General features: G+C 41.8%; 22 protein-coding genes. 6 read left to right on the top strand and 16 right to left on the bottom strand.

All coding sequences use genetic code 11. The features are described 5' to 3' along the window. Positions 1-23 precede the first annotated feature (23 nt). The 3 genes from devC to ACWATR_RS07455 form a co-directional block, all read right to left on the bottom strand. The gene (gene devC, locus ACWATR_RS07465) at positions 24-1,178 is read right to left on the bottom strand and encodes an ABC transporter permease DevC (protein WP_460330999.1); all 1,155 of its coding nucleotides are present in this window, start codon (positions 1,176-1,178) and stop codon (positions 24-26) included. 239 nt (positions 1,179-1,417) lie between these two features. Continuing rightward, positions 1,418-2,842: an HlyD family efflux transporter periplasmic adaptor subunit gene (locus ACWATR_RS07460; protein WP_460330996.1), complete on the bottom strand. Its 1,425-nt coding sequence runs from the start codon at positions 2,840-2,842 to the stop codon at positions 1,418-1,420. A 1,040-nt stretch (positions 2,843-3,882) separates the two neighbouring features. Then, positions 3,883-4,620 (bottom strand): phycocyanobilin:ferredoxin oxidoreductase, encoded by a 738-nt coding sequence (locus tag ACWATR_RS07455; protein WP_460330994.1) that lies wholly within the window; start codon positions 4,618-4,620, stop codon positions 3,883-3,885. A 202-nt stretch (positions 4,621-4,822) separates the two neighbouring features. Between ACWATR_RS07455 and ACWATR_RS07450 the strand changes: the two genes are divergently transcribed. Continuing rightward, complete coding sequence (locus ACWATR_RS07450; protein ID WP_460330992.1) at positions 4,823-5,053, top strand: hypothetical protein; 231 nt, start codon at positions 4,823-4,825, stop codon at positions 5,051-5,053. Between the two features lie 91 nt (positions 5,054-5,144). On the opposite strand, the gene ACWATR_RS07445 is transcribed toward ACWATR_RS07450, so the two are convergent. From ACWATR_RS07445 to ACWATR_RS07420, 6 genes are all read right to left on the bottom strand, one after another. Continuing rightward, positions 5,145-5,738 carry a Maf family protein gene (locus ACWATR_RS07445; protein WP_460330990.1) on the bottom strand — a complete coding sequence of 198 codons (594 nt, stop codon included), beginning with the start codon at positions 5,736-5,738 and terminating at the stop codon, positions 5,145-5,147. Between the two features lie 99 nt (positions 5,739-5,837). After that, complete coding sequence (gene psbP / locus ACWATR_RS07440) at positions 5,838-6,383, bottom strand: photosystem II reaction center PsbP (RefSeq protein WP_420759020.1); 546 nt, start codon at positions 6,381-6,383, stop codon at positions 5,838-5,840. A 204-nt stretch (positions 6,384-6,587) separates the two neighbouring features. Beyond that, positions 6,588-7,211, bottom strand: coding sequence for a GDSL-type esterase/lipase family protein (locus tag ACWATR_RS07435; protein ID WP_460330987.1), 624 nt, complete (start codon positions 7,209-7,211; stop codon positions 6,588-6,590). Positions 7,212-7,364: 153 nt separating this feature from the next. Then, the gene (locus ACWATR_RS07430) at positions 7,365-7,694 is read right to left on the bottom strand and encodes a ribulose bisphosphate carboxylase small subunit (protein ID WP_069072884.1); all 330 of its coding nucleotides are present in this window, start codon (positions 7,692-7,694) and stop codon (positions 7,365-7,367) included. Between the two features lie 45 nt (positions 7,695-7,739). Further along, positions 7,740-8,150 (bottom strand): RuBisCO chaperone RbcX, encoded by a 411-nt coding sequence (rcbX, locus tag ACWATR_RS07425; RefSeq protein ID WP_460330984.1) that lies wholly within the window; start codon positions 8,148-8,150, stop codon positions 7,740-7,742. A gap of 100 nt (positions 8,151-8,250) precedes the next feature. Further along, positions 8,251-9,681 (bottom strand): form I ribulose bisphosphate carboxylase large subunit, encoded by a 1,431-nt coding sequence (locus tag ACWATR_RS07420; protein WP_012410537.1) that lies wholly within the window; start codon positions 9,679-9,681, stop codon positions 8,251-8,253. Between the two features lie 845 nt (positions 9,682-10,526). On the opposite strand from ACWATR_RS07420, the gene ACWATR_RS07415 reads away from it, so the two are divergent. The 4 genes from ACWATR_RS07415 (at position 10,527) to ACWATR_RS07400 (ending at position 14,563) form a co-directional block, all read left to right on the top strand. Further along, entirely contained in the window at positions 10,527-11,603 is a 1,077-nt protein-coding gene (locus ACWATR_RS07415) for a ligand-binding sensor domain-containing protein (protein WP_460330980.1), read from the top strand. A gap of 107 nt (positions 11,604-11,710) precedes the next feature. After that, positions 11,711-12,481: a 3-methyl-2-oxobutanoate hydroxymethyltransferase gene (panB, locus tag ACWATR_RS07410; RefSeq protein ID WP_069072880.1), complete on the top strand. Its 771-nt coding sequence runs from the start codon at positions 11,711-11,713 to the stop codon at positions 12,479-12,481. Positions 12,482-13,000: 519 nt separating this feature from the next. Next, complete coding sequence (dapB, locus tag ACWATR_RS07405) at positions 13,001-13,837, top strand: 4-hydroxy-tetrahydrodipicolinate reductase (protein ID WP_460330978.1); 837 nt, start codon at positions 13,001-13,003, stop codon at positions 13,835-13,837. A gap of 39 nt (positions 13,838-13,876) precedes the next feature. Next, positions 13,877-14,563 carry a phosphate ABC transporter permease gene (locus ACWATR_RS07400; protein ID WP_460330975.1) on the top strand — a complete coding sequence of 229 codons (687 nt, stop codon included), beginning with the start codon at positions 13,877-13,879 and terminating at the stop codon, positions 14,561-14,563. Between the two features lie 335 nt (positions 14,564-14,898). Here ACWATR_RS07400 and ACWATR_RS07395 read toward each other — a convergent pair whose 3' ends face one another. From ACWATR_RS07395 to ACWATR_RS07370, 6 genes are all read right to left on the bottom strand, one after another. Then, a complete protein-coding gene (locus ACWATR_RS07395; protein WP_460330973.1) occupies positions 14,899-16,314 on the bottom strand; it encodes a right-handed parallel beta-helix repeat-containing protein in 1,416 nt (471 codons plus the stop codon). 100 nt (positions 16,315-16,414) lie between these two features. Further along, a complete protein-coding gene (locus tag ACWATR_RS07390) occupies positions 16,415-17,044 on the bottom strand; it encodes a precorrin-8X methylmutase (RefSeq protein ID WP_460330971.1) in 630 nt (209 codons plus the stop codon). Positions 17,045-17,148: 104 nt separating this feature from the next. Then, the gene (locus ACWATR_RS07385) at positions 17,149-17,958 is read right to left on the bottom strand and encodes a TPM domain-containing protein (protein WP_435020211.1); all 810 of its coding nucleotides are present in this window, start codon (positions 17,956-17,958) and stop codon (positions 17,149-17,151) included. A gap of 188 nt (positions 17,959-18,146) precedes the next feature. Beyond that, positions 18,147-18,686 carry a DUF948 domain-containing protein gene (locus tag ACWATR_RS07380; RefSeq protein ID WP_460330968.1) on the bottom strand — a complete coding sequence of 180 codons (540 nt, stop codon included), beginning with the start codon at positions 18,684-18,686 and terminating at the stop codon, positions 18,147-18,149. An 11-nt stretch (positions 18,687-18,697) separates the two neighbouring features. Continuing rightward, complete coding sequence (locus ACWATR_RS07375; RefSeq protein WP_435020219.1) at positions 18,698-19,048, bottom strand: YtxH domain-containing protein; 351 nt, start codon at positions 19,046-19,048, stop codon at positions 18,698-18,700. 412 nt (positions 19,049-19,460) lie between these two features. Next, on the bottom strand, positions 19,461-19,796 hold the full coding sequence (locus tag ACWATR_RS07370; RefSeq protein WP_460330966.1) for a hypothetical protein: 336 nt from the start codon (positions 19,794-19,796) through the stop codon (positions 19,461-19,463). Between the two features lie 674 nt (positions 19,797-20,470). On the opposite strand from ACWATR_RS07370, the gene ACWATR_RS07365 reads away from it, so the two are divergent. Further along, positions 20,471-21,463: a metal ABC transporter solute-binding protein, Zn/Mn family gene (locus tag ACWATR_RS07365; protein ID WP_460330964.1), complete on the top strand. Its 993-nt coding sequence runs from the start codon at positions 20,471-20,473 to the stop codon at positions 21,461-21,463. Between the two features lie 268 nt (positions 21,464-21,731). Here the strand turns inward: ACWATR_RS07365 and ACWATR_RS07360 are convergent, their stop codons facing one another. Beyond that, the gene (locus tag ACWATR_RS07360; protein ID WP_460330962.1) at positions 21,732-22,229 is read right to left on the bottom strand and encodes a DUF427 domain-containing protein; all 498 of its coding nucleotides are present in this window, start codon (positions 22,227-22,229) and stop codon (positions 21,732-21,734) included. Positions 22,230-22,298 lie beyond the last annotated feature (69 nt).

The raw sequence follows: 22,298 nt of genomic DNA, 5'->3' as shown, positions 1-22,298 counted from the left end.
TTTACTAATTAAGTTTGAATTAATTAAAAGATATCTGCTGGATCGGCAGAGCGTAATTTTCGGACTGCGATCGCACCGGAAATGATACACATTAGCATCGTTAGAATTAACACCATTACCGCTCGATCAAAACTCATAAAAACTGGTAAAAGTGTTGCTTTTCTGGCACTATCATACATAAACAAAGTAAATATTATTCCAGGTATATATCCTAAAGCTGCTAATAACAAAGCTTCCTGAAGAATGACTGTTAATAAATAGTTTTGTGTATAGCCTATTGCCTTGAGAGTAGCGTATTCAGATAAGTGATCTGCAACTTCTGTATAAAGAATTTGATAAACAATCACAGTCCCCACAATGAAACCCATGACAGTTCCTAATGTGAAAATAAATCCAATAGCTGTACTATTTGCCCAGTAATTCCGCTCAAAATCAATAAATTCTTGCTTAGTTAGAACATTGACCTCGTTAGGTAAATACTTTCGTAATTCTTGGGCAACAACTGTAGCATTCGCTCCCGGTTTTAATCTAATTAAACCAATATCAATCAATCCTTGTTGACGATTATTGAATATTCGCAGAAAGTTAATATCACTTGTAATTAAATTACCATCTGCACCAAAGGATGCACCTAATGTAAATAATCCTTCTACTTTAATTCGCCGCCTTCGCACTTCTGATGTTACAGTCTTTCCTTGGTCATAATTAGCAGCAATTGGGCCATACTCCACCCTAGAAGAACGGTCAAATAGAACTACATCAGGTAGTTTAAGTTTATCTAAATTTTCCTGAACTCCAGGTAAGTTAACTAGATTAGTTTCTGGATTCATGCCAAATATCAGGATACTCCGAGGACGGCCTGTTACAGGATTTTTCCAGATTGTAAAATCCAAATATATCGGATGTACTGATTGGACTGCGGGTAACTCTAAAGCTTTATATAACCGTCGTTGAGAAAAGCTTCTCATCGCCAAGACAGCGCTAGATTGACTGTTAATTAAAACAATATCGCCCTGCAAGCTGTTATGAAATCTAACGTTACTATAATACAGAGCATCTCGGAAGCCGAGTTGCATAAACATTAAAATATCAGCAAAAGAAATTCCTGCTAAAGCCACCGCTAGGCGAGTTTTTTCCCTTGTCAGTTGTAGCCACGACAGAGGTATTTTTTGATTCATTTTATAGGCATCCAAGCACAGTTAAGTAATTCGTAATTCGTAATTCGTAATTCGCAGTTAATTTGTGCTATTGATTTCAACTCCAGATATTAGTTAAAAGTTGAGTTTTCCACTCAATTCTGGCAAGGCTAGCATCGAAGTTATAGAATGCTTAAACTTAATTAAACAGCCTGTTGAAGAATATTTATCATCCAAAGTATCAAATCAATAATTGGTGTTACTGCTCATCCATAACTTAATTAGTTATTAATTTCGACAACAACTTTGGCGTAAGTTAAACCAGAAACTTTCTCGCTATCTTCTGGAGGTAGAGCAATTTTAACTTCTACGACTCTGGCATCTACATCTGCTGCTGGATCTGTATTCAGCACATCTTTTTTACCAATTTTTCTACCAATTTCAGTGACAGTTCCCTTTAACTCGCCGCTAAATGCTCCATTGTCGCTGCTGATAGTGGCGTTTTGACCAATCCGCACTTTACCAATGCTGTCTTCGGCGACTTCAGCAATCACAAACATTTGGCTGGTTTGTCCAATTTCAGCAATGCCATTAGCACCAATCGCTTCGCCTGATTTGGTGTAAACTTTTAAAATTTCTCCGGCGATTGGTGCTTGAACGTAGCTCAATCTCAGTTCTGCTTCGGCTTTTCTAACATTTGCGAGGGCATTACTAACTTGGGCTTGCGCTACTTGCACATCAGTAGGACTAACGTCCACAATTCTGCTCAGTTTGGCCTTTTCTTCATCGATTTGTCTTTGCAAAGTTGCTACGGTTTTATCGCGGTTCACTTTAGCTTCGATGAGCTGCTGTTGCAAAACTGCTAAATTTTGTATTTGGTTAGCTCTAGCCTCAGCAAGTTGCTGTCGCAGGGTTGCCAATGTCTGCTTTAAGGTAGCTTGGCTTTCGACAACCTGCTGATTAGCTGTTACTGCACTCAAGCGTCTTCTGTCCCGCTCTTGCTGAGAAATAGCACCTTCTCTGTATAAAAAATCATAGCGTCCAGCATCTACTTGAGCATTACGCTGTTCGGCTTGGATACGTGTAATGGTCGCTCTTAGAGCATCTCTTTGCCCACTAAGTTCAGCTTCTAGGCGATTCACAGTTGCTTGTTGGACAAGTTTATCACCACTTAACTGAGCTGCAATCCGGGCGATCGCAGCTTGTTGAGCATTCCTTTCGCCAATTAACTGTGCTTGTAGGCGAGCAATAACTGCTCTTTGGGCTTGAATATCTCTTGGAGATCCAGCCCTAACTTGCGCTAAATTTGCACGGGCTTCTTGCACTTTGGCTTTTGCTTCTTCTAGTCCGGCTATTTGAGTATCACGGTTATCCAAAATTGCCAAAATTTGACCTTGCTTTACCTGTTCACCCTCTCTCACCAAAAGTTGCTGAATTCGTGACGATGGTGCTAATCCTGATGATGGGGCGGACAATTTAACCACTTCACCTCGCGGTTCCAAACGCCCTACAGCACTAATGCTATTGGTAGATGGCATTACGGGGGCAGATGTAGTTAGTTTTCTCAGCTGCTCGATTTTAGCTGTACCTAGTATCCCAGCGGCGATTACTATGGGCACAGCTACAGCGATGCCCCACCAAATCTTAGGTTGTTCTTGGTTAAGTGCCTGCTCACTTGGCTTTGGCTTTTCAGTCACCCTTGACATAGTATGTTGCCCATTTACCTGAATTGTGCTGATGGAAGTAAAAATAAAAGGGTTTTTAATCAACAGCCAGCCGCTTAGGACAAACAACAGTGGTTTAAAGCTGGGTATGGCTTAAAAATCCATTGCGTGATGAACGCTCAACACTATGGCTTTGTAAAATGGTGTTTTCTATAGCGATCGTTTGTATGCAATACATTCACCTCTCTCCAAACCTCTCTCCTAAAAGGAGAGAGGCTTTGAAGCTTACTTACTCCCCAACGCTAGTAGGGAAAGGGCTGGGGGTTAGGTCTGTATTGAAACTGAGAAACGCTATAGTAGCTGGCTATTCAATAACTCTGAGTATTATTGAGACATGAGTGCAATGGAAGTTAGCAGAATTCACAAGCAGTATGAATCTAGATGCAGAGGCGCGATATATCGCGTCTCTACATAAAATCCCAAAATGGTATGATGCGGTACTTTACTGCTACATTGACTACGGCTACAGTTAGTTACAAAATTGAAAAGAAACGTCAAAAATAGACTGTTGCCTTTGCTGGATACAATCTTGCTACAAAAGTTAGTCTTCCTTAAGTGAATCAACGATTAACGAACTAAAAAATATCTGTCAACTTGAGCATTCCTAACATCAGAGTTTCCTTAACTTCTGGTCAATGAGTTAGCTGTCTCTAGTTGCTTGCACACTACTAAGACAACAAACCATTTTGTGATATTCGCTTCAAAGACCTTACTATTCTCCCTGTTGCTGTTTTGGGACTCCATTAAACTCTCGTTGAATGAATTCTACATTTATCCCTTACCTGAAAACGTAACAGAGCCTACAGATGAGGGAGATGGGGGAGATGAAGGAGATAATTAACTAATTTTGGGTGGGGGTTTAAGTTGCATAGCAACTAGCAGACGCAAGTTTTGTGGCTCTTGTCTTATAAGAGTTACAAAACTTAATGACGTTAGCGAGTCCGTGATAGCGAAGCGTTAGCGACGCAGGAGCGTCGCGTCATTACGAATTACGAATTACGAATTACGAATTACGAATTATTTTAAGTTGGGAGGTCGAATAAAACTGTGGTCATGTAATGTTCTGCCCAAGCTGGGCCAAAGGCTTTTTCTAGGACGCGACGGGTTTTATCGTTTTGCTGCTGTTTGGTGCAGTAGTTGTGTTGTCCGGCGAGATTTTGGGTGACTTGTTCAACTGAAACAGGATGTGAGGCGATCGCTTGGGTGCAATGAATGTCTAAAAATTCTCGCACCCGCGACAGAAACATTGCTTCTTCTTCGGGAGAACTGGGGCGGACAAAAATGCAAAAATCCGAAAAAATATTTCCCCATTCTGGTAATTCACGGGGTTGGGAAAAGTTAAGCACCGTTAGCTGTGTCAGTGCAGAAGTATAAGATTCTGGTAAGGTGCGCTCTAATTGAATCGGAGAAAGGTCTGCGATCGCTGCACTAATTTGTCCTCTACCGCCAACTAAGTCACAACCAAACATCGGCAGGTTGTATTCTGGACGGGGAAACATGACGCAGTGCAAAATATCCAGCATATTTCCGATTTTCGCCAGTTCCAAGTGCATTTTCCGAAACTGGGGTGTTTGATAGCAGCGGTTTTCAATCGTCAGTTTTTCGCCTTCTAGTCTACCTTCCACATACCCCAACTCATCAGGCAAATGGTAGGGCGATAGATCCAGGTGCTGATGCCAAGCTGCCTCAATACAATCAGCTAGCTGACGAATTAGGGGATGTTGTTGCTCACGCAGCGAGGGCATAGAAGTAAATGACATATTCTAGTTGGGAATGCGATCTAAATGGCCAGTCTACAACCAGTCGTGTCATACCTGTTGTGGTCTGCAATATAAGCAAACACTTGCACCCAGCCAACGTAAATTTATAAGACAGATACTTTTCACAAGGATTATTTATTTTGTAGTCTAGGTTACAGAAATAATTTTAGATTAGCCCATTTGTGAAGGCTAATAGAAAGCTATGAAACTAGATTCCCATAGACCGGATTTTGCTGTACATACAAGAAAGCACTATAATCTGGAAGGCTTACAGAGGTTCAGAGCTTCCACTTGGGTAAACCTTTTGCAACTTCCCAACCCCTTTAGTTTTGACGAAGCACTTTTATTATGTCCAGTTTCAGCAGATGAGTGGTTAGCCTGGATTCCAGATCATGGAGAGGCAATACTGAATATCAGGCAATTTAGTTATTAGTCATTTGTCATTTGTCATTTGTCATTTGTCATTTGTCATTACTCATTACTCATTACTCATTTGTCATTGGTTAATAACTTTAAACAAGGGACTATTGCCAGAAATCAGTGACATCGTATCCCAATTCACTTAGCATCTGCCGTAGCAGGGGTAAACTGAGTCCAATGACATTGCTGTGACAGCCTGCAATTTTTTCTACGAAGAAACTACCAAAACCTTCAATTGCAAAGGCTCCAGCACACTTGAGGGGTTCACCTGTGGCAACATAAGCTTCAATGGCGCGATCGCTCATTTGAGCAAAGTAAACTCTTGTAACTTGTGACTTGACTAAAGTACGGTTTTGGTTGTGGTCAATTAAAGCGTGACCTGTGTACAAATCGCCAAAGTTACCTTGCATTATCTGCCAACGAGCGATCGCTTCTGAAGCATCTGCTGGTTTGCCGTAAATTTCACCATTCATGGACAAAACTGAATCACAACCCATAATCAAAGCCGATTCAAACTGCGGTGCTACAGTTTCCGCTTTGTACTGGGCAAGAGTTTTGACCAATTCTGCTGGTTCACTTAGTTCAATTTGCGACTCATCAAAGTCACTAGATTGAACTATCGGTTCAATACCAACAGTTTGCAGCAAGCGGCGTCGGGCTGGAGAAGCTGAAGCAAGTACAAAAGGTGGAATTTTCATGATCTAACAAATTTGTTAATTGGGCATTGGTAATTAAGTTTCTTTCTTATTCCCCATTCCCCATTCCCCATTCCCCATTCCCCATTCCCCACTCCCCAATTAATAAACAGAAAAAGAATTGACAACCTCATCAATCATTCGTTTAACTTTCGGCCAGCGTTTTTCAGGAATTGAAGCGTTGAAGGTAAAAACTTTACCACGACTCACAGCAACGCTGGCGATGTTGTGTCGTTGCTGTTGATTGGGAAGTTTAACCTCATACTCTAAAAGGTAATATGTTTTACCGTCTACTTCTCGCTCTGCGGCATTGACTAATTCAGCCGAACGACCAGAGCCAGGAGGCGCGAGAGCGGCTTTCCCTAATTTGTATCCTACTTCTGTTGGGGTTCCCAATTCTGACAAAGTTTTGCCTTCTGGAACTGGGCTAATCACAACCGAAACATTTTCAGACACCTCAATCAAATCGTGGAAAACCACATCTGGCCCATCGGCAACTTTAACTGGCAGCCAGCCGTTAGGGTATAGAAACTGATAGCCATCACCACTGTCTACAAAGCTTTTGAGTCCAGCCGCAGCCGCCACATCCGAATTACTCAGACTGAAGCTCAACACCAATAGTAAAATTAATACAATTCGTTTCAACATTTCTACAGATTCCTTTGGGCTGGAGACAACACTAGCCAGTTTGTCCAGAAAGCGGGGAACGATATGATAACCCATGAGCTTGTCTTATCTTATGAATAATTAACACTTCTGAAGTTAATGTTAAGTTTTTTTTGAGTATAGCGATCGCTTTTTTTCACACAAGACACAGTTTAGCGGTGTGAACAGCCGCAATCAACCAAAATATTATATAGGAATGTTATGGGGAAACCAATTTAACCAAGCGTCCCAATTTTCTACAATTTGGGCAAATTCTGCATAACCGCCTGCTTGCGGATGAACACCATCATTAGCTTTTGCTTCATTTATCCAGATGTTTGATTTTTCTAATATCGGAAAAATATCTAAATAAGGTACATTTAATTCCTTACAAATTAAAGCAAACTGTTTAGATAAATCAATAGTTCTCTGCTTTCTTTCTGGGTCTTCTCGTTCTTCATATGGTGCTAATCCAACCATCAAAATAGGATACAAGGATTTTGCTTCACTTAAAATTTCACGGGTATTTTTGATAGAAGCTGTAAAATCTACACGAGTTTTACCGTTTTCCACTGTTGTGTCATTCAATCCAAAGGAAAATATAACTCTGCCATCATATTCTTTGGGTAAGCGAAGTGATACTTCCTGTAACCAACGCTTTGCTATATCGGTACTAGTATCTCGCCTAATTCCTAAATTATAGTAGGTAATGTCATAACCTTTTTTATTAGTGTTAGCGCATATTCTACCTGTCCAACCAAGACATTCAGGATCGCCAGTACCATTAACAAAAGAGTCACCAACAAAGCAAATTCTGACTGCTTTTAGCATTATCAGTATCTTAAGAAACGTATAGACACATAGAGAATAACTTTGTACCCCTTTGCGTCTCTCTATGTTTCAAAACAAATTTAGTAAATAGGAGAGGTAGATAATTCTACCTCTCCTATGGGGATAAACTAATTACTTAAAGCTAATGAGCTTTTAGTATCTGTTTGGTTTGTGAACAAGAAAGCTGAGAACTTGGCACTGCTTGATGTTGTCAAAACCCACAACACGGATATAGCTGTTGTTGAATTGAGAACGGCATCCTTGAACTTCGCTCAATACTTCTTGAGTAGATTTAGCGCCGAACAAAGGCAACTTCCACATTGTCCAATATAATTCTGTTGGCTCAGAAGTTTCGTTAAACTCGATCGCAGGAATGTAACCTTGATTCAAGATGTACTGGACTTGTTTAGCGATTTGAGCATCAGACAGAGGGGGAAGATAAGAAAGGGTTTCGTAACGACGCTCTTTTGGTAAAGTTTGCATAGCTTTTGATAATGGGTTGCGATTTTTACTACTAGATTGACCGAACTAATTGGATAAGTTATCCAAATTCTGATCTGAAGTTGTTTGCTGTTCTGATTGCAGACTGGGGTTAGATGTGTCTACTACTTGTGTGATGCGTTCTAAATGCTGGCGACGCTGCTCCATATTGGCTTGTTGAATGCCAGTGCGAACCATTTCAGGTAAAAATTCTGCAATTTCTTCCGCAATGTGTTCTCTGACAGTCATGATTCGCAAAGCCAAATCTGGTTTTTCTCGCAACAGCTGCTCAAGGAATGACTCACCATTTTGAATTTTGCCAGACGAAAAGTTATGCAACCAAAGTTCTAATGGCGGATTAGTTTCGCCTAGCTGTGCCAATACTGTCCTTAGAGCCTGATAAGTCAGATAGCTTTGGAGAGTTTTGGCTGTGTCCTTCGCAATTTGCTTAAGATTCATGCTTGACCCCAGCCCTGAAGAGTTATGAGTTATGAGTTATGAGTTATGAATTAATGCAAATCCTAACTCTTAACTCTTAACTCTTAACTGTTAACTCAGATCAGACGGTATCCATTGCTTCAAACTCGAACTTGATTTCTTTCCACAGTTCGCAAGCAACAGCCAGTTCAGGAGACCACTTGGCAGCTTCGCGGATGATATCGTTACCTTCCCGAGCCAAGTTACGGCCTTCGTTACGAGCTTGAACAACGGCTTCTAAGGCGACGCGGTTAGCGGTTGCACCAGGAGCGTTACCCCAAGGGTGTCCCAGAGTACCACCACCGAATTGTAGTACGGAGTCATCACCAAAGATTTCTACCAGTGCGGGCATGTGCCATACGTGGATACCACCAGAAGCAACTGCCATTACACCAGGTAGAGAAGCCCAGTCTTGGGTAAAGTAGATACCACGAGACTTGTCTTGCTCAATGTAGTTTTCACGCAACAGGTCAACGAAGCCCATTGTGATGCCGCGCTCACCTTCCAACTTACCAACTACTGTACCAGTGTGGATGTGATCGCCACCAGACAAACGTAGGGCTTTAGCCAATACACGGAAGTGGATACCGTGGTTCTTTTGACGGTCAATTACAGCGTGCATCGCACGGTGAATGTGTAGCAAGATACCGTTGTCGCGGCACCAACGAGCCAATGTAGTGTTGGCGGTGAAACCTGCGGTCAGGTAGTCATGCATGATGATGGGCTGTTTGAGTTCTTTAGCGTACTCAGCCCGTTGCAACATTTGTTCACAGGTGGGGGCGGTGACGTTGAGGTAGTGACCTTTGATTTCACCGGTTTCTGCTTGAGCCTTGTTGATAGCTTCAGCTACGAACAAAAAGCGATCGCGCCATCTTTGGAATGGTGCGGAGTTGATGTTTTCGTCGTCTTTGGTGAAGTCCAAACCACCGCGTAAGCACTCGTATACAGCGCGTCCGTAGTTCTTAGCGGAAAGACCCAATTTGGGCTTAATGGTACAACCCAACAAAGGACGACCGTATTTGTTTAACTTGTCACGCTCAACTTGAATACCGTGGGGAGGCCCTTGGAAGGTCTTGATGTAAGCTACTGGGAAACGGATGTCTTCTAGACGTAGTGCCCGTAAAGCTTTGAAACCAAATACGTTACCAACGATTGAGGTCAATACGTTGGTTACAGAACCTTCTTCAAACAAGTCCAAAGGATAGGCAACGTAACAGATGTACTGGTTGTCTTCGCCGGGAACTGGTTCGATGTCATAGCAACGACCTTTGTAGCGATCGAGGTCGGTGAGCAAATCTGTCCACACAGTTGTCCAAGTACCTGTGGAAGATTCAGCCGCAACAGCCGCACCTGCTTCTTCGGGAGGAACACCAGGCTGAGGTGTCATGCGGAACGCAGCTAGAAGATCGGTATCTTTTGGTGTGTAATCGGGTGTGTAATAAGTTAGTCTGTAATCTTTAACCCCGGCTTGATACCCAGACTTGCTCTGAGTCTTCGTTTGAGCGTAAGACATATTTTATCCTTCCCTGAAATCACTCTTAATTAATTATCAAATCACGTTTTGTGCAACTTCCCCTCACCCCGGCTCTTTCCCGCCTAGATGGGGGAGAAGATCAGGAAAATTTTTGTTAAGGGTTGCCTTTGGCAGAGGTTAGCAGTTTTTTTGCGGCGGACACTTTGGTAGCGGTGGTAGCCCTCCTCACCAGTGTTCTCCCCTTCTAGGGGTACACGACCTAGCGCTTCTACTGTTCCCTCTTGCTAAAAATCAAAATTCTTTTTTACCTCTTCTTCGCACCCAACTAAACCTTCTCAATTTCACCAAAACTTCCGCGTTTTTGCGGGTAGCATTCAGATAATTCCCCCATAAACTGGGATATTCAGGGGATTGGGCTGGCTGGCACACATTCCCGGCTTTACACTCCCTATATCTTTCCCCTTGATGGAAAAGATACCAGAAAAGAATTTACTTGACAGAGATTTAGCGGAGTGGTGAGTGAAAGATAAAAGAATTGCACACCACGTAATTTGTAACTTGTTTCACAATATATCAAGAATTCGATAAGTTATTCTTTGAAAGTTTTTAACTTATCTATTTAATTTTGTTATTACATAAAGATTTAAACTTTTTGTTACGAATGCTTTACAAAGTGTCATCAATGGTATGTGGGGACTGGGTATTCGGGACTGGGTATTGGGTAATGAGAAAGTATTCCTAAATATTTATTTCCTAGTCCCCAGTCCCCAGTCCCTATTCCCCAATCCCCAATGTTTAAAAAATCCCAGCTAGGGGAACACTGGAGTTAACCCAAAGCCAGTTTAGGTAACGGCTATGGGCACTGTCTCCAAAGGAATGTGACCGTGGTATTGTTTTGCAAGCGTAATAGTTTATTGATTACTTCTATCCTCCTGGGGTTGATAGCTTTGCCAAGTATGGGATGGGCACAAAAAACCCCTGATGTTAATTCATCTGATTTAACCCCTGCTTACCCAGCTTCTCCACCGCCACCGCGAGTAGAACCCTTACCCGATGAGCGAGGAGTGCAAGAAAATTCGCCAGAAACTGATTACCGTGTTGGTAACTTACTGGGAGATGTTACAGGCAATCTTTGGGTAGGTTCTTGGCGGGGACTATCGCGGATTGATCCTAAAACGGGCAAGATTATTTCTCGTGTTAGCTTACCGAATATTGCCATTGGTGCTTTAGCCCAAGACAAAGTAGGACGTTTGTGGGTAGGAAGTTATGGCGGACTGATGCGAGTAGACCCCCGCACTAACGAAATCACCGCGCAGAATTTATTTTTGCCTTCTAAACGGATATTGTCGCTATTACTTGACAAGCGGGGTTATTTGTGGACTGGAACCGATAGTGGTTTAGCTCTAATTAGTCCCGACCAAGGCTTGATTATGACAACATTAAAAAATCTGCCTGGTGTCAGCGCCAACACCCTGACTTTAGATGCTGAAGGTCAGCTGTGGGTTGGCACTCTTGATGGATTAGTGCGGGTAAATACTGCTAGTGCTGCGATTATGAAGCGGATTGCTGATTTACCGGGAACCACCGTACAAGCTTTGGCTATTAGTCCAGAAGGATTAATTTGGGCCGGAATGCCAAATAATTTGCTAGTTATTAACCCAAAAACTGGTGCAGTTTTGCGGTCTGTGACTCGGCTGCGTGGGCGTGACGTGACAGCAGTACGTTTTGCTAAGGATGGTAGTGTCTGGGTCGGGACTAACAATGGTTTGTTACGATTAAATCCAAATACAGGAGCTGTCTTAGATGCAGAAGTTGCTGGACTTCCTTCTAGTCGGGTTCTTGCCCTTGCACCTGACATCGGCAATAAATTATGGATTGGAACTAGTGAAGGTCTAGCTTGGTTAATGCCCAAAACAGACAGTGCAAAACCTCATATTGCTTTCAGTCGCGCCGTTAAATGATTAGTTAAGAGTTATGAGTTAGGAGTTATAAGTTAAAGAATTTTTTAAATTAAAAACTCCTCACTCCTCACTCTTAACTCCTAACTCCCTACTCCCCACCTAAAAAAATGGCAATCACTACCCAGCAATTAATTCAATGGAAACAACAGGGACGTTCAATTGTGGCGTTGACCGCCTGGGATTATGCGATCGCTCAACTCCTCGATGCAGCTGGTGTAGACTTAATCCTCGTGGGTGACTCTATGGCAGTAGTTCTAGGGTATGAAACAACACTGCCAATAACTTTGGATGAAATCATATATCATGCCAAATCTGTGCGCCGTGGGGTGAAACGAGCATTGGTAGTTGTAGATTTACCATTTTTGACGTATCAAGAAAGTCTCCAACAAGCGATGCACTCAGCTGGGCGGGTACTGAAGGAAACGGGCGCTCAAGCGGTAAAATTGGAGGGTGGCTATCCAGCGATCGCAGAAACAGTGGCTCGTTTAGTACAAGCTGGAATTCCGGTAATGGGTCATGTGGGTTTGACACCACAATCAGTACATCAACTGGGTTTGCGACAACAAGGCAAGACGCAAGAAGCCAGTGAGAGAATTTTACGAGAAGCGATCGCTCTCGAACAAGCGGGTGTATTTTCTCTCGTGTTAGAGCATATCCCCGCAGATTTAGCAATGCAGATTTCACAAAAATTAAGTATTCCCACAATTGGTATCGGTGCGGGTATTCACTGCGATGGACAAGTTTTAGTTACTTCAGATGTCCTCGGACTTGCAGAAAAGCATCCACCATTCGCCAAAGTTTACACAAATTTGCGCGAGACGATTACCAAAGCCGTGCAAGATTATGCTGTGGAAGTGCGAGAGCGGAAGTTTCCTTGAAGAATAATTCCGAATTAATACAAAAGTTAAAGCAATTAGCGGCTAATCGAGAACACAAAAAACCCCGACTTAATAGCCGAGGTATATAGGAGAAGTCCAAATGTCGATGGGATACAATACCGAAGTCTGTTTTTCTTAGTTAACACCCAATGTAACCAAAACTACATAGGCAGTAGATAAGGTGCAATTTCAGCTATACAAGCTTATTTTCGGGTTTTCCTAAGTTATGTAAATAAATATAACAATAATATTACAAATGGTCAACTAGACTTGACAAATAAAGGCTGATAGAAAGTATAAGCAATACTTATCAAAGCAGCATGAGCGGAAAATAAAACGGGTTACTGGCTAAAATAATGGGATGAAAATGAGAATCGCTCTTTTGGGGAGTAGAAAAAATAAGAGATTAGTTACACAAATCAGGGTTGTCAGAATTAAGCCAGAGATTTGAGAAGCTAGCTACTAGATCGCGAAAGTCTTTACAATTCCTTTGTTGACTCAAAAAGTATTTCTCGACCTATGACGAATCAAGCTCCTATCCCGGTTATTGTCAACGGTGCTGCTGGCAAAATGGGCCGTGAAGTGGTTAAGGCGGTGGCACAAGCACCTGACTTAAACCTAGTGGGTGCAATTGACTACAGTTTAGAACATCAAGATAAAGACGCTGGGGAGTTGGCGGGTTTAAGCGAACCTCTGGAAGTGCCGATTACCAATCAATTAGAACCGATGTTGGGGTATGTGGCTGGCGACAGACAGTCTCCTCCAGGGGTGATTGTAGACTTTACCCATCCCGATTCAGTTTATGACAATATTCGCAGTGCGATCGCTTACGGTATTCGTCCTGTAGTTGGCACCACTGGCTTAAGTCCAGAACAAATTCAAGACTTGGCAGACTTTGCCGACAAAGCTAGCACTGGTTGCCTAATTATTCCTAATTTTTCCATTGGGATGGTACTGTTGCAACAAGCTGCGATCGCAGCCTCAAAATATTTTGACCATGTAGAAATTATCGAACTGCATCACAACCAAAAAGCCGATGCTCCCAGTGGTACTGCCATTCAAACAGCGCAATTATTAGGAGAATTGGGTAAAACTTTCAACCCTGCTCTTGTAGAAGAAACGGAGAAATTACCAGGAGCTAGGGGCAGTATCGCAGACGAAGGGATTAGAATTCATAGCGTGCGCTTGCCGGGATTGATTGCCCACCAGGAAGTGATTTTTGGCGCAGCTGGACAGATTTATACTTTACGACATGATACGAGCGATCGCGCTTGTTATATGCCAGGAGTGCTACTAGCGATTCGCAAAGTCTTAGCGCTAAAGTCGTTAGTATATGGATTAGAAAAGATACTTTAAACTTTAAACACATTATTCAGCATTCATTACTCAGCACTCATGTTAGTACCACTGACTCGCCAGAAATTTGAACAAGTTGTCCCCCTAATTGCCACTGGTTTGCAGTATAAGTACTACTGGGGGAAGTTCTCAAATTTTTTGCAACGGCTGTTAATTTCTGTAGTTGCAGTAGTCGTTATTTTGCTTGTAACAGTCGTTTTTAGACTTGAGTTTGCTTCAATAGTATTTGTGCTAGGGATAATTAGCGCATTTTTTTGGCTGTGGTATCCAGTGTTTCAAGCAAGTATGCGGAATTTACAATGCCGCCGTTACAAATATGGCGGCTTTTTCCGTGGTCGAGTCTTAGATTGGTGGATTACAGACCAGTTGATAGGTAAAACCGAAACAGTCAACAACAAAGGCGAATTGGTAATTATAGAAAACCGAGAAAAACAGATAAATTTAGAAATAGGAGATGACACAGGATTTAGCGTTGAGTTTGTAGCACCGTTACGTTCTGCTCACAAAGTTATTACTCGTGGTCAAATTGCAGAAATGGTAGTAATGTCAAATCGCCCAGATTTAAGTAGTATTGAAGAATTCAGCGATATATACTTTCCCAATAGTAACTTGTGGGTAAGCGATTATCCTTATCTGCGGCGGGATTTCTTTAATGAAGTCGGTCGCCGCTTGCGTGAAGACCAACAACAAAAGCCACGTCGGCGGCGTCGTAGAGTAGAGGATTAATGAAGCATAGGCTTCTCTTGCAGACACGCGCAAGAAACATACCTACACTAATTAACCAGCTACCTATTGTAGGCCTTTTAGTAGTTTGTTCTTAACTACAAGTCCCCCTTTTTAAGGGGGATTTAGGGGGATCTAAAACTTTTCACTACCAACAACAGGACTTTTCAAACAACCTCTTAGGGTGGGGTAAAACCTTCGTTAATCAGTTATTTCAGACTTGTGTACATACCGTAGCCTTTTTAAGGGGGGTTGTGAGAATTAATAAGTGCCTAAAATTACAGCCAACCACTTTTAAAACATCCTCTGAAACTCGTTTCATCGAGACTGGCTAATTACTAACGAGAACATCCAACTTTTATAAGTTTTCCTTGCAAGCGATAAGTCACCGTCCCACAAACAAAACCTGCCGACTGAGGTTCTACATAAGTCCGCTTTGGTGGGTTTTGTTTATCTAGCCGCAACTTCCAATCGCCAGAGATTTTTTCTAGAGTAGGATACTTACTTAAAAATTGTGAGTTTGCAACAATATCACGAGGGCCCTTAACACTTACCTTAGAACTATTGATGTAGATATTATAATCATAAACAACATTTGCATTTTTAGTATTATTATTAACCTGTTTTCCAGGAAAAGCATAAAGAATGTTCCTAAGAATTCTGACATCAGATGACGTATGAGCAAATATTTGCCCGCCATTAATTTCTGGACTTTGATTATTTAAAACAGCTGTGTTATTGACAATATCAACATGCTCACTCAAAAATGCATGAATACCTGATCCACCATTATTAAATGTAAGATTGTTTTGAACTAAAGTGTATCCTTTATATGCACCCAATTTTGAGTTATTCTGATCATTTCTTGTACTATCAATAATAATGCCATTACCGTCTGTGATCTTTCCAACTGCAATCCAAGGGATATACATACGATTGTTGTAAGACTTGTTGTTGGTAACAAACATCTTGTATCCCCTGTTGTTGTCAGAATTCCAATTGTTCAACATCGAAATGCCACTGCAACCATAAACGCTGTACCAGGCATTATCGAACACCACATTATTATCTATTGTTACGTAGTCAGATTCAATCGCTGAAATGCCTGCTCCTCCACACTTGTGTACCTTGTTATTGACAATACGTATATGACGGCTATGACCATTTGTTCGCCCATCTACATTGATGCAGTTTCCATTCGTCAGCGGGTTTAGTTTGTTAGTTTTCTGACTCATCGCATAATCAAGGGTTATATTGGCATTGTTTCCGATGACTTCTAGCCCGTTGATCTCGATATATGAAGCTCCATTTGAAACTAAGATACCGTTCCATGTATTGTGCTGAATTTTTGGTAAATGCCCAGGATATGCTTTATATTTGATCCATGCTTTTGCAGTTCCAGAACGTTTAATATTTACTACACTCCCAGCCTTGGCTGAATTTGTATATACTCCATTCATAATCAATACTGTATCGCCAGGGTTAGTTAGATTTGCTGCCTTTTGAATAGTTCTAAAAGCGGATGAAGTAGAGAGTCCGCTATTTTTGTCGTTTCCAGCACCACTAACATAGTATGTTTTCGGTGTTACTTGAGCGCTGATTAGCTCACGGCTGGATAGGAGCATTTCCTTGTTAGTGGATATCTGATGGACGTTTTCAACTAAAGGTACTTTTATACTTTCTCCCTCAGCTAAAAGACTTAATACCACAGGAATTGCAAGATATGCGCTGAAACTGAAACCTTGAATTACCACAACAAAAGGCTCCTTGATGTGCACTACTTAACAAAAATATCAGGATATCCAGTGATTTTGAATACTCTTTTGGATACAGAATACAATAGAGCCGATCTGACTAGCTTCCCCGATTTCCATCTTGTCCATAGGCTTGCCAAGCCAAGTCTACCAATCCATCAACGATCGCAGCTGCTACAACTGCATTCCCTTTGCGACTGTCAATTGTAATATGAGGCACTAGAGAGTCTTGTAAACGCTCCTTAGCTTCATCAGCATTTACAAATACCACTGGAGTCGCAATTATTAAAGCAGGTCTAATTTCCTCAGCTTCAATTAAATCTACCAGTGCAGTCAATGCCGTTTGTGCTTGACCAACCACAAAAATACCCTCTGGATAACGCTTTGCTAAGGTTTCTATTCCCCATGCTGCGCGAGTTTTTTCTTTTTGAGGGCGTGTTAGAGCTTCCATGCTGCAATACAGCGGATTAGCAAAGGTGTTTTGAATGTCAGATGCAATACCTACTTGTACCATCGGCACATCTACCACAATCGTGGTACGCGCGGCTAGTGCTGCGGCTCCAGCTTGCAAGGCACGCTCCGAAAAGCGAATCAAAGACTTATACTCAAAGTCAGCCGTGGCGTAGATTACGCGACGCACAATCTCATACTCTGCGGGTGAAAAGACATGATCACCAATTTCACTATCAATAATTGCTAAACTTTGAGCATCAGTTACGTGCCATTCCATTTTTGTTGAGCTTCTCAAATATTAGCTTTCAGCTTATCAGCTTCAGAGAGTTAAGAGTTAGGAGTTAGGAGTGATAAGTTAATTAAAAACTCCTAACTACTCACTCATAACTCATTACTGGAAGAAGGCCGACTGAAAATAGGAGATAAGTAGGCAACCAAGACGCCAATGAGAAACCCAGAGATATTGCGAACTAGAGGTAACCAGTCACTTGTGCGTGTCACCACTGGCCCAATGCCAAAGGCAATAAACAAGATTCCCCACAAAGGTGAGAAAATTAAAGCCCATTGCCAAGCAAAAATTTGTCCTTTCTCGCGGGGTTGAGCTGCAAATCCACAAATCACCCCACCAATAACTGAGGTAATCAAGGTGAGAATCCACTGTTCTCGTGGTAGTCCGGGGACAACATTGCAACCACCCTTGATTAAACAGCCTTTAACGGATTCTAAAGCTTGCAGAATGGCTTGGTCTTCGCCTTGTTCACGGACAAAGTACAAATTACCAAAACGGGTTTGCAATTCTATCCAGAAAGTCCGGGGTAAAAGCTTATAAACAGCATCGCCGACACTAAAACTGAGAATGTTACCGCCACGAGAATCGGCAACTAGTAAAATACTTTTGTCATCCAAACCCCAATATTTTATAACTGCGCGACCTGGGGTGCGATCGTACTGAGTCAATACTCGCAGTTTCCAGCCCGTATCGGCTTCAAACTGCTCTAAATCTTTAACAAGCTTTTCTTCTTGCAGCACAGGCAGAGATTTAGCTAAGTCTACAACTGGCGTAAAGGTGTTAGGGAGTAACTCAGGATTGTCATAAGCCAGTGCTGGGGGAGAATGCATGACCCAAATTGACCCAGCCAGGAAAAATATTGCAATAGATACGAGAATTCGTCGCCAAAAACAAGATTGCATGGACGTTTTTATACAAATATCAACGGTAAAAGCGAACAGGTTGTTTTAAAAGAGTACTAGAAAAATGATAGTTCTTTACACTTGTTTACTTTACTCTAATCTAGGGGATCAAAGCAAAGGGTTTTTGGGGAGTGGGGAAGATGAGGGAACAAGGAGAATAACCAATGCCCCATGCTCGATCCCCTAATTCAATCTTCATCATCGAAATTGGTTTCCCAGCTAACGGCGTCGTTATAACCGTCATTAGCACGGTACACTTCTGCGTTTATCCGGCGATTTTCTTGCCTGGGCACTTCTCGTTCTCGCAACGTTAGTGGTGGTTTTTCATTGCTTGGTAAGCGATCGCCTGTTCGCCTTGTGGGTTTTTGGCGCGTGAAATTTCTCCAAGCAGCTTTCGCGCCAATCAAGATGCTGCGCGTACCTACTTGCAGATTTTGAGCCTGAATTCTTGCAGTATCAAGACTTTGGTCAACTTGCTTCGCTACTTTACTAGCACTTTTTACACCTTCACTGACATCATCCGTTAAGTCAGTGATTTCTAAGCCAGTCACGCGGATAGCTTCTAAAGTGGGTGGTAACTCCCGCGAGAGAGTATCAAATAGCTTTTCTGCACTGCGAGCCGCGCGTGCTAACTCCTGCAAAGCCGGTATCGCCGCCACTAAAACCGCAGTCAAGCTTGTGGCGACTAAAAGTAAGGAAAGTCCCAACCAAAACAGGGGTTCAATCACGGTTGTATCATTTATGAGCGTTCTAATTCCTGGGGAAGCGAATCTGAGTCTTCCACAGATGCTTGTCGCTTCAAGACTTGGCTTTCTCGCTGGCTGGCATCTACACCAGCTGCGATCGCTTCCCGTAATCTATCTAAAGTCTCATCCCAGTTTCGTAGTGCGCTAGCAGAAAGACGATCTGCCTGGATTTGCACACTCGTTGATAAATCTTCTGCCAATTCTGGGATAGCATTAGCAGATTTTTTCAAAATTTTACGCGTTTCGCGCCCTGTGCGTGGAGCGGCGAGCAAACCGGTTAAAGCACCGATAGTAGCCCCCAGCATCAAACCGCCAATAAATACTCCAGAACGGTTATTAGACATCTTGTTATTTCTCTCCTTACACCCATTTTAGGTGGGTTGTCTCCCCTTGCAAGACTCAACCGGTTTTATCCAGTTAATCTATCGTGACAAAATATCAGCCAGAAATGTTGCTTTTATTCATTAATATCAAAAGCATTAATTACTTAATAATCCAAAAATATCCGTATATCCCCAAGTTTAGAACCTCCGACAAGCCTTCTGGCGGGGTTTCTTTGTGCTAGCACATCTGTCGTAGTTCTGTACCCTTCTCCTGACGGAGACGCTCTTGCTAGCAAACTTAAAGAGTAAGGGATGAGAAGGGGGAGCGATGCCTACGCCAGAAGCTAATGCACCCTATAGAATTTTACTACGGACTTCTCTCAGTGTCCCTCGTCAGCCCTAATTATAAATGTTCATGTGAACCTGACATAACTCATTTTGCAACTGTTCTTTTCCCGGTTATTAACTCTAGCTTCGGAAAATAACGCTGCCAGATTTGCCTTCCTAGCAAAAGTAGACTGATAATTTGCCGCACTTGTTGAATTTGTATTTGTAGCGCTTGATTTCTCTGCCGTAAGTTGTGGATATTCTGCTGACTGAGGTAAATATTTTCGGGTGCTTTATTCAGTGCTGTATGGGTACAACTTTCATAGGCGGTTAATCTATCTGCTATGTATGCTAGCTGCTGCTTGAGTTGCCACACCCGCCAAGCCACATACAGTAGTGTCAACGAAATGAGGGTGTTAATTATGACAACTAAAATTACCATTGTTTATCTTCAATATTAGCTTTGAGGAATTGTTCTATATACTTTATTTGGCTCTTATTTAATGATTCAGAAACTAGAGGGTGAAAATTTAGTGTAACAAAGGCTGATGGCTAAAAAATCGCCAATTTGCCAATTTTGTAACAACTATATGTCCACACCTCGCAAAACCACAGCTACAATTACTTTAGATTCACGACTCGGTTTGCGAAATCAACCCGTATGCTCAATAAGCCTCATCATTACTACGTCCTACTCCTTAACCTGATAACTCTATTCAATTTGCGATCTTTGTGGTGTGCAAGCACAATGGTATAGCCCCTTCAACAGACGGTGAGAGAACTACACTACACTCCTTGAAGGCTTACCAGCATCGTCTTTATTATTGTGCTCCTACCTCTACCAGTTTTCCAGCCTATTGCGTGAAGTTAACTAAATATTTTGCCTGTAAAAACCTCACTAATGGTTCACCAACCAAAAATTGCTGGGTGTGGACTGGGGAAAAGGGAAAGGAGAGAGTCTATTAATTCCTCCTCCCTTAAGCTTTACCCTTTTCTCAGCCGAAGGCTTACCTGTCTCCCCTTAACCTCTTCCCTGCTGAAGACTTCCTCTTGCTATTTCACTAATACTTTACCGATAATGATTATCTTTTTTTATACATCCAGTAGGAGTTGAGGATGTCAAAAAAATCACCATTGAATAATTTCTTCCGAGCTATTTTTGTTACTTTGACGATTGGATTTGTTGGGTGTGGAAATCAAGCTGCAAGAACCACATTTACTCAGACTAGCACCCAGGTAGATGAGAATCTTCCTCAAGTCGTAGCGACTACAAGCGTACTATGTGACTTAACCAGACAGGTTGCCGGAAATACAGTTAACCTCACCTGCTTAATTTCTCCTACTGCCAACCCCCAATTTTATAAACCAAAACAGGAAGATCGTGAAGCCATTGAGCAAGCTAATCTTATTCTTTATACTGGTTATAATTTTGAACCAAATCTGATCAAATTAATTAAAGCGACTAAAAACCCAGCACCGAAAATAGCCGTTGGTCAACTGGCAGTGCCTAAGCCACAAAAATTTCAGGCAGGTGCTAAGAATGTAACTGATCCTCATCTTTGGCACAATACCAAAAATGCTATCAGAATGGTGGAGGTAATTAATAGTAACTTGAGAAAATTAGAATCTAGTGATGCAGAGGCTTATACCAGCAATACTAAAAAAATTACAAATGAACTGACTCAACTCGATAGCTGGATTAAGTCAAGAATTGCCAGTATTCCTGCCAAACAACGCAAGTTAGTTACAACCTATGATGAACTGGGTTATTACGCCAAAGCATACGGTATTCCATTAGCAGGGGGATTACAAAGTATTAGTACTAATGAAAAACTGACAGCCGCACGAGTCAAAAATTTAGCTACAAATATTAAACGGGCTAGAGTGCCAACAGTTTTTGCTAAGGTAGAAATTAACCCTAATTTGATTGAATCTGTAGCCACAGAAGCCGAAGTTAAAGTTTCTAACAAAAACCTGTATGCTGAGGGACTTGGAGAAGCAGGAAGCGACGGGGACACTTATCAAAAAATGATGATTGCCAATACACGCACAATTGTGGAAGGTCTAGGAGGGACATATTTGATGTTTCAAGTGAAAGCTGCTAGATAGCAATAACATCAATTTAGTAAATCTATAAACCAATACAGTTCAGATAAGACCAATACACTTGTAGAGACGGCGATTTATCGCGTCTCGAAAACCCACAATTTTGTACACTTAGCCCTTAGCTGAACCGTATTGGTTTATAAACCTATTTTTTCAGTTGAAGAAGAATTCAGAAGTCAGAATTCTGTTCGATAAAATTCGGATTTTAAACGTTAAAAGAGATTCTTTGATTTAGACTTATCAAGTTTACAATCCCAAATCTAAAATTGACTCACCATCCCCAAGTACCAGGAGCGCCTTTAAATGGCCCAACAATATCACTGGTTATCCAACCGCCGTAAAAGTTACCGGGTTGTGGTTGCACCTCTTCACTATTCACGTAGCATTTATCCATTAAATGAGCGTAAAAAGCTACGTAGTCTTTGAGAGATTCAAAGGCTGGTGTGGGGTTGGGATAGAACCAACAAGCATTATGAACTTCTTTGTCACCAACTTGAATTGTGTAGTAAAAAGCACCTCCCTTCCACTCACAAAAGCTAGATTGTGGTGTCATTTGTAGATATTCCATTTTGATATCCGCAGGAGGAATGTAGTAAGAAGGAGGATGACTAGTTTCTAAAACACGTTTGGCGTTGTGGGTATCTGCAATTATTACGCCGTTAAAGATTATTTGGATATGTTTGCTTGTGTCCTCTAGACGAGGAGGACGGGGGTAATCCCAAACTGATTCTTGTCCGGGAGCGGGTTCGATGCGTTGAGAATTAACCATTTTAGATATCAGCAATTAGTAATGGCTTATATTTTTTAATATAAACCATTACTAATGCATTACTTATTT

The organism is Nostoc sp. UIC 10890, from assembly GCF_054786515.1.
Note: the sequence above shows the minus strand (reverse complement) of the source record. Positions and strands in the feature narration are given on the sequence as shown.